12 protein-coding genes are annotated in these 14,734 nt (G+C 43.3%); all 12 read right to left on the bottom strand.

Annotated features, from left to right (window positions below):
* Positions 1-49 precede the first annotated feature (49 nt).
* Entirely contained in the window at positions 50-547 is a 498-nt protein-coding gene (locus H6G03_RS26200) for a DUF29 domain-containing protein (protein WP_190470906.1), read from the bottom strand.
* A gap of 86 nt (positions 548-633) precedes the next feature.
* Entirely contained in the window at positions 634-1,179 is a 546-nt protein-coding gene (locus H6G03_RS26195) for a type II toxin-antitoxin system VapC family toxin (protein WP_190470903.1), read from the bottom strand.
* Entirely contained in the window at positions 1,172-1,561 is a 390-nt protein-coding gene (locus H6G03_RS26190; RefSeq protein WP_190470901.1) for an STAS-like domain-containing protein, read from the bottom strand. The genes H6G03_RS26195 and H6G03_RS26190 overlap by 8 nt, the downstream gene beginning before the upstream one ends.
* 111 nt (positions 1,562-1,672) lie before the next feature.
* Positions 1,673-2,218: a type II toxin-antitoxin system VapC family toxin gene (locus H6G03_RS26185; protein ID WP_190470895.1), complete on the bottom strand. Its 546-nt coding sequence runs from the start codon at positions 2,216-2,218 to the stop codon at positions 1,673-1,675.
* Positions 2,211-2,600: an STAS-like domain-containing protein gene (locus H6G03_RS26180; protein WP_190470892.1), complete on the bottom strand. Its 390-nt coding sequence runs from the start codon at positions 2,598-2,600 to the stop codon at positions 2,211-2,213. Before H6G03_RS26180 ends, H6G03_RS26185 begins: the two co-directional genes overlap by 8 nt.
* Positions 2,601-2,901: 301 nt before the next feature.
* On the bottom strand, positions 2,902-5,004 hold the full coding sequence (locus H6G03_RS26175; protein WP_190470889.1) for a M3 family metallopeptidase: 2,103 nt from the start codon (positions 5,002-5,004) through the stop codon (positions 2,902-2,904).
* Between the two features lie 268 nt (positions 5,005-5,272).
* Positions 5,273-7,459 (bottom strand): PAS domain S-box protein, encoded by a 2,187-nt coding sequence (locus H6G03_RS26170; protein WP_199315493.1) that lies wholly within the window; start codon positions 7,457-7,459, stop codon positions 5,273-5,275.
* 726 nt (positions 7,460-8,185) lie between these two features.
* A complete protein-coding gene (locus H6G03_RS26165) occupies positions 8,186-8,500 on the bottom strand; it encodes a carbon dioxide-concentrating mechanism protein CcmK (RefSeq protein WP_190470886.1) in 315 nt (104 codons plus the stop codon).
* Positions 8,501-8,838: 338 nt separating this feature from the next.
* On the bottom strand, positions 8,839-9,273 hold the full coding sequence (locus tag H6G03_RS26160) for a DUF3574 domain-containing protein (RefSeq protein WP_190470882.1): 435 nt from the start codon (positions 9,271-9,273) through the stop codon (positions 8,839-8,841).
* Between the two features lie 70 nt (positions 9,274-9,343).
* A complete protein-coding gene (locus H6G03_RS26155) occupies positions 9,344-10,633 on the bottom strand; it encodes an EAL domain-containing response regulator (RefSeq protein WP_190470881.1) in 1,290 nt (429 codons plus the stop codon).
* A 168-nt stretch (positions 10,634-10,801) separates the two neighbouring features.
* A complete protein-coding gene (locus tag H6G03_RS26150; protein WP_190470878.1) occupies positions 10,802-14,323 on the bottom strand; it encodes a PAS domain S-box protein in 3,522 nt (1,173 codons plus the stop codon).
* A gap of 123 nt (positions 14,324-14,446) precedes the next feature.
* Positions 14,447-14,734: zinc ribbon domain-containing protein (locus H6G03_RS26145; RefSeq protein WP_190470874.1), on the bottom strand; the 288-nt coding region annotated here is incomplete at its 5' end.

Genomic DNA, 14,734 nt, shown 5'->3' with positions numbered 1-14,734 from the left:
TTATAACGACTTATCGATCGTGCTGTGCTACTACAATGCTCGATCGCCCTTATTCCATTAACTCATCCGCCGCAACTTCACCTGGATAAAAGCGATCGCTCAAAATCTCCTCTAAACTATAAGGGCAATTTTCTGGAAATGTCTTTAACGGCAGGTTTGTTTCTCCCGCAGCTAATGCCATTCCTTTAGTATAGGCTATGTGGAGAGCTTCTTCTAGATAAGATTTAAGGCTCGGATTTTCTTTGAGCAACTGTAATACATCGATACGCTGAACGCGAATTGTATTCAACCAACTACGGCTGCGTTTCGATACTTGATATTCCCATTTCAGCAAATGCCCAATCAAAATACTCAAGCGATTTCGTAATTCCGCACGTTGTTGTTTTCCTAAAGATTCAATCTCCTCAATTAAATTCGGTAGATCCAACTGACTCCATTGCTGATGACGAAGTAAATCACTCTGTTGCTGAGTCCAAGCATAGAAGTCGGTTTCATAGAGGTTTAAGATCGAGCTTTCTGTTGTTTGTTCGGTTTGGGGTGTTTGCATATAAGGATTGAAACCTGCCAATCTTTACTTTATTATAAATGAATGAATGAGTGCGATCGCACCCCCATCACCATCTCCAAAACCGCTCATCTCAGTAACTGTTGATTACCCGTAATAATCGTCAAATCTTCACCCTGAAAATCCGCATCGTGCGTCACCAACTTCAGTCCTTTTGTCCTGCACAACTCAGCTAGTATCTGGTCGTTGAAATCCTTCTCTCCAGTTGCGTAATCCCTCATTATCGCACTCAAATCCAGTGACTGAAAACCGATCTCAGTTCGCTGAGATTTTTCTAGTATCCTGCGAGTGTATTTGGCTATATCTTCGGCAACAGGTTTGAAGTCAGCACTATTCCGAAAGCTTTTGAAGTTAGCTGGTTTCACCCCTTCAGGCAAGTCGTTATAAACAAATCGAGCGTAGGCGTTAATGAATTCCGAAAGCACAAGTACATCGACAAAGATAGGACATTTTTCACCGCGAATGCGCCTAAATGCCAAATTATATATGCTTCTGACTCTTGGATATAGTTTACCTTGCGGGCTGTAAAGATACAGCCAGATATTGGCATCAAATAACACAGCATCAGCCTCAGTAAATCTGTAACTATCGATACTGTAGATTTGTTTACTCATCTTCATCCCCCAGGAATTCCCGTGCTGCTTCTTTGAAGCGCTGCGGATTTTTCAAATACTCCTTTACCCAGTAAACTACATCTTCGATGAATTCCAAATCATCGGGAGTGATATCGACAAAGCTGAGTGAACTTTGGATCTGTTCTTCAGGGAAAAATTTGTACAATTGGCCAATTGCATCGTCTAGGAACGGCCAAGTGAGATCTTCCGCATCCTTGAAGGAAAGAATTACTTTTTTACCTTCCTTAAAAGCTGCTGCAATCTGCTCATATACTTTTTGTGCATCATCTGTAGCTATACAAAGATTATCTCCGACAACTTCAGTTACAACAAGCGTGACGGTATTCTCAGTCTGAGGATGGAAGGATGTTAAGGGATTCATATTTAACGAGAGTGAGTTGATATTCAAGATAATTTTAGCTGAAAATTAGGAGCGCTGGGAATGCGTATTATGGACAGTGCGATCGCACCCCCACCACCATCTCAAAACCCATCATCTCAGTAATTGTTGATTACCCGTGAGAATCGTCAAATTTTCACCCTGAAAATCCGCATCGTGCGTCACCAACTTCAGACCTTTTGTCCTGCACAACTCAGCTAATATCTGGTCGTTGAAATCCTTTTCTCCCGACGCATAATTGCTCACGATCGAGCGCAAATAGATAGCTTCAAAACCGCTCTCTGTTCGTTCCGAATTTTCCAAAATCCGCCGAGTGTATTTGGCGATATCTTCTGCGATCGGTTTAAATTCAGCACTATTACGAAAGTTTTTAAAACTCAATCGCTTCTCAGATGCGGGCAAGTTATTGTAAACAAATCTAGAGTAAGCATTAATAAATTCAGACAGCACCAGCACGTCGATAAAAACTCGAATATTCGCGCTGATAATTCTCTTAAATGCGAAAGTATATGTACCTCTGAGATGCGGATGTACCTGACGCTGTGGCCCATAAATATACAACCAAATATTAGCGTCAAACAACACAGCATCTGTTTCGCTAAATGTATAAGATTCAATGTGGTAGACTTGCTTACTCATCCTCATCACCCAAAGATTTCCGCGCCGCTTCCCTGAATCGCTGCGGGTCTTTTAAATATTCCTTTTTCCAGTAAACTGCATTTTTGATATCATCGATACCATCTGCATCGATATCGATCGCACTCAATTTAGCCTCGATCTCCTCCTCAGTAAAATGTTCGTACAACTGTGCAATAGCGGTGTCCATAAAAGCTGGAACAGTCTCTTTAACACCCAAGAAAGAAACGATCGCTTTCTTACCTGCTTGGAAAGCTGCTGAAATGCGATCGTAAACTTTCTGTCCGTCCCCACAGCATATACATAGATTGCCTCCCACAACCTCAGTTACAACAATCTTAACGATATCGTCACCCAACACAGAAAAAGAGTTGAAAAATTTCATAGTATTATAACTAGGGGTTAGGGACTAGGGGCGAGGGGTTAGGGGAAGAAGCATCTAGAATAAAGGGTTTCAGGAATTCCAGCGCTTTGCAGGAGAATGATATCATATCCGGTCGCATCCGTTACTTAAAAAAATCCCTTTCTTATCTGTGTTCATCTGTGTTCATCTGTATTCATCTGTGGTTAAAACTTAACCCCTAATTCCCACAAATAACTTTTCGGATGACTCATGTACTATAACGTAAAGAGAAACCCGGTTTCTTCAAGAAACCGGGTTTCTATAGACTCACCAAAACAGCGCTTTAAGCAGCAACCAAACCGTTATGTCTGAGCAAAGCTACAGTACTCGGTTCCCGTCCCCGGAAAGATTTAAACACATCCATCGGGTGTTTGCTACCACCCAACGCCAACACAGTATCGCGGAAACGGATACCCGTATCAATTAAAGCTTTCTCATCCTCCAAACCGGCTTCTTCAAAAGCAGAAAAAGCATCGGCGCTGAGAACTTCTGCCCACTTGTAGCTGTAATAACCCGCTGCATAACCGCCCGCAAAAATATGCCCAAACGCACATAAGAAAGCATCTTCTGGCAAAGGTGCTAACACTGTCGTGGTTTTGGCAATGCGACTGCGTACATCGGCAGGAGTTTCATCGCCACCGGGTTGATAGCGATGGTGCAATTCTAAGTCAACAATCGCAAAGTGAAGTTGCCGCAACATAGCGCTACCGCTCATATAATTGCGTGCAGCCAATAGCTTTTGATAATAATGTTCTGGCAGCGTTTCGCCTGTTTCGTAATGCTTCGCCATCCCGAACAAAGTTTCCCGATGGTAACACCAATTCTCCATAAATTGGCTGGGCAATTCCACTGCATCCCACTCTATATTATTGATGCCAGACGCATCGGGATAATCGACTTTGGTGAGCATATGTTGCAAGCCGTGACCGAATTCGTGGAACAATGTTTCCACTTCGCCAAAAGTCATCAAACTCGGTTTGCCATCGACTGGAGGAGTTTGATTGCACACCAAATAAGCTACTGGCAAACGAGTAGTTGTAGTGCCATTTTCCATTATTTTGGCGCGGACTATGCACTCATCCATCCAAGCACCGCCGCGCTTTTCGGCTGGGCGACTGTACGGATCTAAATAGAAGTAGGCAATGGGGGCACCAGTTTCGTCAGTAATTTGGAAATAACGCACATCTTCATGCCATACTGGTGCAGTGCCATCGGCAGGGGTGATGGTGACGCCAAATAACCGTTTTGCTAAGGAGAATAATCCATCTAAAACTTGCGGTAGTGGGAAGTAAGGGCGCAATTCTTCTGCATTGAAGGCAAATTTTTCTTCGCGCTGACGTTCTGCCCAAAAACTAATATCCCAGTGCTTCAAGTCGTTGGCTTCTGCGACATTTTTAGCAGCAGCATATGCTTTCAATTCTGCCAAATCTTTGGCAGCTGCATCGTAACTGACGCGACGCAGTTCTTCTAGCAAACCTTCTACTGCTTCTACTGAAGGAGCCATTTTGCGAGCTAAGCTGAGTTCGGCGTAGCTGTTGAAGCCGAGAAGTGCTGCTTTTTCTTTACGCAATTGCAAGATGCGATCGATCGCCGGTTTGTTATCCAATTCCCCGCTAGAAGCGCGACTGACGAACGCTTTGTACAACTTTTCCCGCAAGTCGCGACGGGTACTGTGCTGCATAAATGGGCCGTAACTTGGTAAATCTAAAGTGATGCGCCAAGGGCCATTTTCTGGGGTGGCATTTTCTTCACCCTCAGCACGCGCAGATTGTGCGGCTAAGCTGAGTAAACTGGGAGGTAAACCGTCAACTTCTTCTATGCTTGTCAGCGTCAAGCTAAAAGCTTTGGTGGCGTCGAGTACGTGGTTGGAAAATTTGGTGCCAAGTTCTGCCAATTCTAGTTGAATGGCGTTGAAACGCTCTTTCTGTTCGCCTGACAAACCGACGCCGGAAAGTTCGGCATCTTTAATCGCTGATTCTACAATACGCTGTTGTGCTGGATCTAAAGTATAAGAGCGATCGCTTTCTCCCAGTTTCTTAAAAGCATCGTACAGCGGTTTGCTTTGGCTGAGCTTATTGTAAAACTGCACAACTTTTGGCTGCACAGTTTCGTAAGCTTGGCGCAATTCCGGGCTATTCTTGACGCCCATCAAATGGCTCACCACTCCCCAACTCCAGTTTAAGCTTTCTTTCAGTCGGTCTAGTGGTTCTACCAAACCGCTCCAAGTCGGCTCTACCTGTGCTTCCAAGTTGGTAAGTTCTGCATCTAGTTTAGCCAGCAGCTTCTCAAAAGCAGGCACCACAAGATCTGGCTTAATGGTTTCAAAGGGAGGCAATCCTTTGCCAATTAACAAGGGGTTTTCAGTTATATTCGGGTTTTCAGTCATCTGTGGTTTTTCGGAGCGGTGTTTGGTAATTTCCCATAAAATTAGTCTTATTACTTATTATGAGCGATTGTAACGAGGCTGTGGAAATTCCATAGCCTGCCTGTGAGGGGAGATCCCCCTCGTTGATGCGATCGCTATTTTTTCCAGCCAAGCGTTAGATTATAATCCAAATTTTTTTTTCTGCCACTTGGGATCTATTAGACCTCTCCAAAAATTCTTGTGGGGTAGGCATCCTGCCTGCCCTTTGAGATTCTTTTGGAGCAGATGTCTATTGTGGTTTTTGGTGACGAATGGGAATCTTAATAACAAACTCGGTGCCATGTCCCAGTTCGGAATTGCACTCCAACTCACCGCCGTGTTTTTCGACAATAATTTGGTAACTGATCGATAAACCCAGTCCCGTTCCTTTGCCGACTGGTTTTGTCGTAAAGAATGGATCGAATATTCTTTGTCTCACTTCCGGTTTTATGCCAGAGCCGTTATCAGCCAGTCTTATGATGACTCGATCGTCCTCTAAAACTTCTGTGCGAATGCGAATCTGGGGATTTGGGATTAAAAATTTATCCTCTGCGCCTCTGCTATCCTGTTCCAGAGCGTCGATCGCATTGCTGATGATATTCATAAATACCTGATTTATTGGCCCTGCATAACACTCTACTTCAGGTAAATTGCCGTATTCTTTGATTACCTCAATACTGGGATGTCCTCCTTTCAACTTGAGCCGATTTTGCAAAATCAGCAGCGTGCTATCAATACCTTCGTGCAGGTTAACCGGTTTCATTTCCGCTTCGTCAAGCCGCGAAAAGTTCCGCAGCGACAAAACAATCTGGCAAATGCGATCGACGCCTATCTTCATAGAAGAGACTAATTTGGGTAAATCCTCTAGCACAAAATCAAGTTCGATCGCCTCTATTTTTTCTTGTATTTGCACTCCTGGATTGGGATATTGCTCTTGAAATAGTTTCACCAAAGATATCAATTCTTGAGTATATTGATTGACGTAGTTCAAGTTGCCGCTGATGAAATTTACGGGGTTGTTAATTTCGTGTGCGACACCTGCGACTAACAATCCCAAGCTGGACATTTTTTCACTCTGAACGAGTTGGGCATGGGTGCGTTGCAGATCTTTTAAAGTTTGTTCTAATTCAGTGGCTTGTTCTCTAAATCTAGTTTCCGATTGCCGCAATGCTAACTCTGTTTGTTTGCGTTTAGTAATATTTTGCGTCATCACCATACCAGCAAAAATCTCATCTTGTTCGTTTTTAAGCGGCAAAATATGAGTATCGTAGATATAGCCACCGTAGGACATTTCGCAAACATTTGTTATTCCCGCTAATGCTGACCTGTACATGGGTTCTATTATGTCGCAGATTTCCGTCGGCAGCACTGACCGAATTGTTTTTCCTTCCAATAATTCTTTGGAGAGACCAACTGCTTCTAAATCTGTTCCTTCCGCCAAGGTATAGCGCAAGTCTCTGTCAAACAAAAACACCGCACCGTTCGGGAAATTACTAGCAAGGGTGCGATATAACTTTTCGCTGTTTGCCAGCGCTTCTTCTACTTCTATACGTTCGGTGATGTCGTTTTGGACGCCGATGTAATGGGTCAATTTTCCATTGCGATCGCGCACTGGAGAAATTGATAGATCGTTCCAAAAAGGCTTTCCATCTTTACGATAATTTTTAACTACAACCCGGCAGGAAGTTTGGGTACGCAAAGCGTTGCGTAATTTATCCACAACAGCTTCTTGAGTGTCAGCGCCTTGCAAGAATCGGCAATTGCGCCCCAGCACTTCCTCCCGCCCATAGCCTGTAATTCTTTCAAAGGCAGGATTGCAATGAACGATCGCATTGTCTGGTTTAGTTGCATCCACAATTACAATGCCGGTACTGGCAGCTTCCATTGCCCGACTGTACAACCGTAACATCTCTTCTGTGCGTCTGCGATCGGTAATGTCCCGCAGCGAAACGAGATAAGCAACTTCCCCTTCCCATTCCGTTTCCACCACGCGCATTTCCGCCAGCAGTTTTTCTTGGTTCTTCCCGATCAGTTCAACTTGGGTTTGCACTACACATATCCCAGATGTGGTTGTTTCTCCAAATTTAGGAATAATTTCTGTATCCATCTCGCAGGCTGTCCCTTCAACTACAAGACAACCAAAAAATTCTTTACCTAAAAGTTCATCCTCATTTGAGTTAAACAGAGACTCCGCGCAGGGATTGACGAAACAAACTATTCCTCGTTGGTTGACTATAACTATCCCATCCGCACTTTTGGCGATCGCATTGTGAAAGCGGTCTTCGCTGGCTTTTAACTCCCGTTTCAGCTTCTCCAGTTCCATTCGCATTTGACGCATCTCTCTATCCTCGGCAACACAACGCGCAGGTACATAGATATCGACCGAATCCGGCGCTAAATAGTTTGAGTATTTTTTAATTTTTGCCTTGGATGCCATCTTCCCTTTCCTTTGCTTCTATATTTTAGCGACGTTTTTTTATAATTATCTGTTCTCAATACCATTTAGTCTTCTTTCTCAAGTATATTTTAACGATATTTTACTAAAACTTTATTTTTACTCTCGAATTACAAAAAAATCTAATCTGCACAACATATCTTGTTAAAAATTTATAAAACTTGAACTAATCTGCATCATTAATTACATTTTTGTTGCAGTACGTAAATTCACTGAATTTACTTTTGTTCTTAGAATGCAAAATAAATGTAAAAAATTTGTGAAAGCAAACTATGCTCTTAATTGAAGCCATCTCTAATCAGTTTAGATCGAAATTATTCATCTTTCTTCCCTACTCCCCTACCCCCCAGCAGAACGAATGAATCAGATGCAACCGCAAGGGATATTGTGGGAAGCAAACCTAACCTGCAAAAGTTTTTCATCGGGGAAAAAAGCGATCGCTTCCAAACAAAAATTTTACCAATGTATCCTAGTGTACAGAAAATCTGGTACATCAGATGATATACCAGATAGATAAGATTAAACTTGCAAGTTGCCGTAACCGTACTTAAGGGGATCGCAAAAGTTGATTGATGAGAGAAGTACTGGCGCGATCGAAAATTCTCACTCACCAAAACCACTTGCTTTTTTCGCCAACAAGAGAGGGAAAGTCAGTTTCAGGCGATCGATCGTTCTCCCAATGCTTAGCCCCCATCCAAACTACCAGCATCAAAATCGAAACTGTTCTACCGCGCTTCTATAATGTATTGGCAAAACAGTCTCCACATTTTCGTGGGGACGAGCAATCACATGATAAGAAAGCAGTAGCTTCTCTTCGGTATTGACTCGCGCTACCGAATCCACACCAGCAGAAACAGAAGTTTGCACCTCGGAAACATCCCCGCGCACTATAACTGTGTAGCGAGCGCTACTAACCTTTTCTACATAGACCAGTGTCACGCGGGCAGCTTTTACCATCGCGTCTGCCACTGCTAAAGCGGGAGGAAGACCTTTGACTTCAACCATACCGACCGCTGCTGGCATTGTTAATCTCCTGAATCAAACAAAGACGTGACACTCATTGTAGAATCTTACCAGTGTTTGCAACAGAGCCCTTTCGGCTCCCCCCAGCTGTCGCATTTGTAAAGTATTGCAATTTTATGTAACATGGAGCGCGGTAAATATTTGTGCGATCGCCGATCGACCTTCAACTAGCAACTTTACCCCTAACGCCAGTTCCATAATGCCCTCTTAGGTAAAGAATAATACAAAATATCCTGTCCAAATCATCGCCGTCGATCGGGGTCGCCAAGGTTAAGATTTAGTTAAAAATAGACTATGCGATCGTCTTGTCAGGTATAATTTTAACTGACCGTACATTATCAGAAAAATGCTTTGACCGAACCAGTCACTCGCAGCACGGATTCTTGCTGGAATTCCTGCTTGTACTTAGCAATAATCTCTTCGATCGACCGATTTTTTACCTGACTCTCTTCGTAAATCAAAATTACTAACTTAGTCTTCTCTTTACTCAATTGATTTTTTTTATTGAGGTACTGTCCGTAGGCATCCACCACAGTTAATCCTTCCGGAAAACGGGGTGTAATTACCCGACTCAAAAACGACTGCCATTCAATCTCTGTAACTGTTCCTCCCGGTTTTGACAAGCCAAAATACAATTCATCTTTAACAAAAAGATTGCCGCCAGCATTGACAGTTTGGCTTTGAGGAGATTGAGCGGTAACATGGGGATAAGCGCAGGCAGAAAGTTGCAAAACTAAAGCCACAAGCGCAATATATTTTACTTTGTTTAACATGGATAAATTTTCAATTAAAAATTTGATATTTCAAATGTAAGCCAAAAATTAAGTTTACTATTTATAATTGCTAATTCCCTATTCCACCCGATCGACAAGTTCCAAGTAAATGATTATTTTCTACTTTTTGGGAAGGAGGTATTTGGGGATGAGGAAACAGCTGCTTATTGGCAATTAGTAACTCCTCTAACTTTTCAGCCGACACTGGTGGACTGAATAGATAGCCTTGCACTGCATCGCACCTATTTTCATACAGGAAAGTTAGCTCTGCTTCTGTTTCCACACCTTCCGCGAGCGCCTTGAAATTCAAGCTGTGAGCCATTTGAATTATTGCTTTAGTAATTGCTGCGTTTTTAGAATCGTTAGTAATGTTGCGGACAAATATTTGGTCGATTTTGAGCGTGTCCAGAGGAAATATTTTCAAATAGCTTAATGAAGAATAACCAGTACCAAAATCATCGATCGATATCTGAACTCCTAGCTCTTTCAAACTATTTAATGTTTGAATCGCCGCTTGTGGATCTTGCACAATTGTACTTTCTGTCAGTTCTAATTCCAGATAACTGGGTTCTAGACCTGTTTCTGCTAGTATTTGGACAATTCTGTCCCTAAGATTGGCTTGATGAAATTGACGAGCTGATAGGTTGACAGCTACCCTGAAAGGCGGAAAGCAGGTGCATTCTTTTTGTTTGCTCTGCCACAATCTGGCTTGTTTGCAAGCTGTGCTTAAAATCCATTCTCCAATAGGTACGATCGAGCCTGTTTCTTCTGCTAGGGGTATAAATTCTCTAGGAGAAACAAACCCCCTTTCTGGATGGTGCCAACGTAACAATACTTCTGCGCCCATTATGCGTCCGGTTTGCAGCTCTATCTGGGGTTGATAGTATGCCTGAAATTCCCCTCTTGCCAAGGCGATATGCAAGTTATTTTTTAACTCATTAAATCCTTCTTCTATCAGCGGTTGTGCTGCGGTAGAGTTATATATTATATCTGCCTGCCTTTGCAATCTAGCTGCGATCGCACCCAACAATTCCGATCTCGTAAACGGCTTCGTTACATAATCATCCGCTCCCAAATTCATACCTTGGCGTACCTCCGTGCGATCGGCTTTAGCACTGAGAAAAATGAACGGAATCTTTGCCGTGTTGCGGTTTTGGCGCAGCAAAGTCAGTACGCCGTAGCCATCCAGCTTAGACATCATTACGTCGCATACAATCAAGTCTGGCATATGCGTCTGTGCTAACTGCACTCCCAATATGCCATTGTCTGCGCCAATCACCTCAAAACCTTCAGCGCCAAGAAGTTTGACCAGGTTAGATCTTACTGGCAGATCGTCTTCTATTACGAGAATCTTTTTCATTTTTATTTTCCTAAGTTTAGCTGCATTCACTCCTTACCTTATTAGTTTATTGAGAATATATTCCTGCTAATAAATTTAAAGCTTAAATAAAAGTAAAATTTATTTTTTGTATCACAACATACATTATTTACGATTTTTTTGTTTTCTGCTCCCTCTTTTTTCTGCGAGTCAGATATGAATAGGCAGATATACTTTAAATGTCGTACCGACTCCCTGTTGACTATACACTGCGATCTGGCCTCCGTGTAAATCTACACATTTTTTTACAATGGCCAGACCCAAACCAGTTCCAGCTACACTGCCTGCGTTGCTAGCTCGATAGAAAAACTCAAACAGACGAGGCCGATCTTCCATCGGAATACCAATCCCTCGATCTTGAATCTCAAAGACCGCTTCACCATTTTCGCAGCTAAGGGTAAATTTAATCCGGCTGCCTTGCGGCGAATATTTAATAGCATTAGAAAGTAAATTTGCCAGAATTTGCCGCAACAAGTTTTCATCAAATAAGGGCAAATCAGTATTCTTTTCCTTGGCAAACTCTGGGTAATTGTTCACAAATAAAATTTTTCGATCGGGAGGATAGCTTAGCTGCATTTCTGCGATCAAATTCCGGCAAAAATTTGTTAAGTCAAGGGGTGCTGGGTTAAAGTTCAGTCCTCCTGCTTCTGCTCTACCGATAACTAAAACATCATTTAATAAATTGGTCATTTGTTTAACAGCACTTTGGATAAAATGCAGTTGTTCTAGTCGTTCCTCTTCAGTCCATTTATGACCGTAGTATTCCAGCAATTCGGCAGCAGATTGGATGGTAGTTAATGGCGTGCGGAATTCATGAGAAGTCATAGAAACAAAGCGGGATTTCAATTCGTTGAGTTCTTTTTCCTTCGCTAGAGCATAAAAAATTTCTGTTTCGGCCCGCTTGCGTTCGGTGATATCTTCTGCGATTCCGGCAATGCGGTAAATTTCTCCTTCTTCGTTGCGGATCGGAAAGGTACGAGCCCATATCCAGCGAATCTCCCCATCCGATCGCACAATGCGAAACTCTTCGTTAAGATAAGGATATGCTACCATTCTATTCTTAACGGCGCTTTCTACGCGCTCCCCATCTTCAGAGCTAACGATCTCTAACCAAGATTCCGGTCGCTCGTACAAACTCTCTAGAGTGCGACCCCAAATTTTTTCGTAGGCAGGACTGACATAAAGTAACTCGTGTGTATTTGGCGAAATCATCCAAAAAATCTGATTTATATTTTCCGCTAACTGGCGGAATCGCTCTTCGCTCTCTCGCAGCGCTTGCTCTGATTGTTTGCGTTTTGTGATGTCGCGATACACGCTCAAGAAAAGAACTTGATGCTGATGTTGCACAAGCGTGGTAGATACCAGCAGCGTCTTTTGCGTTGCCGCTTTGGTTTGAATCGTGGTTTCCAAGTTGCGAACTTCCCCCTGTTCGGTAAGTGCGGCTAGGTTAGCTTGCGCCTTCTGGTAGTCTGAGGGATCGGGATATAACACAGCCAAAAAATCGCCGCAACAGTTGGCTTCTGCCTGGGTATAACCTGTGATTTCCTCCATTTTGGAATTGAAAATTTCAAATCCCCCGGATCGATCGCTAAGAGTGATTCCTTCGCCAACCGTTTCGATCACCGTGAGCAATCGCTGAGCGCTCGCTTTGATTTCTGCCTCTGTCTGCTTAGCAAGAGTGATATCGCGAGCGATCGCCAGCACAAATTCAACTTTACCATCAACTATTAATTCCGGTACAATTCGCGATTGAAACCATCTCGATCCTGAAGGTGTCGAATACTCGAATTCGTCAATCGTCTCCTCACCCGTCTCAAAAACCCAATGTAGGGTTTGTTGCCATCGCTCGACTAATTCTGGAGGCATTCCCAAATCTTTATGAGTTTTGCCGATAAATGTTTTGGCTGAAACTCCAGCCGCTCGTTCTATCACGGGGTTGATATAGACGTGCCGCAATTGTCGATCGAATCTAGTAATAATATCCGGCGCATTTTCCACCAACGCCTTGAACTGTTGTTCGTGGCTGTATAGCAATAGCTCAGCTTGCTTGCGTTCGGTGATATCGCGCCAACAAGCCGCAAAACCATCGCTGAGTTTAACCACACGAATATCAAAAGCTCCCTTATACTGTCGATCGGCAAACGCATCTTCGTAATATAGCGATTCTTTGACTAATGGTTTCCCCGTTTCCACAACTTGGCAGTATTCCGCAAACAGCCCTATTGTTCGATGCGCGGGGAACATTTCACAAAGCAGCTTGCCAATTTGTTCCTCCTTCGTTATGCCGTTACTTGCACAAGCGGCAGCGTTGACATACTCTACTACAAAGTCTGTAATTTCTCCTTGTTCGTTGCGAACAGCAGTATAAATACCAAAACCGTCCAACATATTCTCAACCGATGTGCGGAATCGTTCTTCACTTTGTCGTAGCGCTTGTTCTGCCAGCTTGCGATCGGTGATATCTTGCACCATTCCCAGATAATGCAGAAAATTTCCATCCCTATCTCGAATCAGAGATACTGTTAAATCCACCCAGACAAGCTGTCCGTCTTTCTTCACATATCTTTTTTCAACGCTGAAAAAAGCTATTTTTCCGCTATTCAGTTGCTGCACAACTTCTATATTTTTCTGAAGATCGTCTGGATAAGTAATATCGAAATAGGAAAGCGCGGTTAATTCCTCCTGAGTGTAGCCAACTATTTGACAAAACTGTGCATTCACTTTCAGAAAGCGATAATTAGAGTTCGAGATAGCCATACCCAGCGGCCCTTCCTCAAAAATTTTGCGGAAGCGTTCTTCACTTTCTCGCAGTGCTGCTTCTGTTTGCTTGCGATCGGTAATATCTCGCACCAAAACCAACACTTCCTCCGCACCGCTTACCGCGATCCGCGCCTCAAAATCTTGTTGTCGGTCGTTAATTGCCAAGCGATACTCAAAAATTTGCAGCTTGCTCGTTGATAACGCTTGTTCTATAGAGTGCATTGCCTGTTGCGCTACATCTGGAGGCAGCACCTCATCAACTTTTTTACCTCGCAACTCGCTGCGAGGTATCAATGGCTCGAAGCTTCTTGTGTCCGGGCAATCTAAATAAGTACCATCTTTGGCGACGCGAAACATCAAGTCCGGTATGGCTCTTAGCAAAGCTTGATTGCAAGCTTCGCTTTGCCAGAGGAACTTCTCTATTTCCCTGCGGCTGACAATTTCTTGCTCCAACCGCTCAAGGGCAGTCGCTAATTCGGTGTTGCTTTCTTCAACCCCCTGGCGATCGAGAGGCTTTTTCTCCAGTTGGGGATTTGTTGTCTCTACTTGTGCAGATCTGGGTAATGCTGGCGCTTTATTCAACAATGACATCAATTCGATCGCTATCCAGGTAGAAACGATCGCTGTTATAGCTTTTATGCTCAGGGAGAGCCAATAGATAGGATGCCACAGCATCCACACATCCATTATGTGCGTCGTACCGTCACAGATAATCAAGCCTCCAAACAATAGACATCTCCAAAAATTCTTGTGGGGTAGGCATCCTGCCTGCCTTTGAGATTCTTTTCTGAAGATTTCTAATCCGAACATCCATGAGTAGGGGACATCCCGGCGGTGCCAGACGAAATAGATGGACATGGCCGCAATTGAATAGTATGCCAGCGCTATTACCAAGTCCGATACTAAGTCCATCTCTACTAAGTGTGCTTGCCAAAGATAAGAGTAACTTTGCCCTATAAATTGCTTTGAAACTAAAAAATCGTGAAGACTCTGAAGCGTCAACCGCCCCACCCACTCTTGGGATGGGGCTTGTAACTAACCAGAGAAACTGGTTGAAACATCCGGGTTATTGACCGAACCCTGCTCCTCCGTCTTTTGGGTAGAGGAGAGAAAATAATCATCGCGAATATTCCTAGCAGCATTCAAATCGGCATGAGTTTTGTGTCCGCAATTTTTACAGCGGAACCTAGACTTGTACCGATTTGTCTTTTTAATATGCTTACCTCTTAGCGTCATAGTTCGCTTGTCGTATCTCAATCCTGATGTAGGTTTCTTTCTGGGAGTGCGTTTAAACTTGGTAGCTTTAACAGCTTCTAATGCGTT

It is taken from the genome of Aerosakkonema funiforme FACHB-1375 (genome assembly GCF_014696265.1).
GTDB classification, from domain to species: Bacteria; Cyanobacteriota; Cyanobacteriia; order Cyanobacteriales; family Aerosakkonemataceae; genus Aerosakkonema; species Aerosakkonema funiforme_A.
This window is presented reverse-complemented; position numbering and strand designations above follow the sequence as displayed.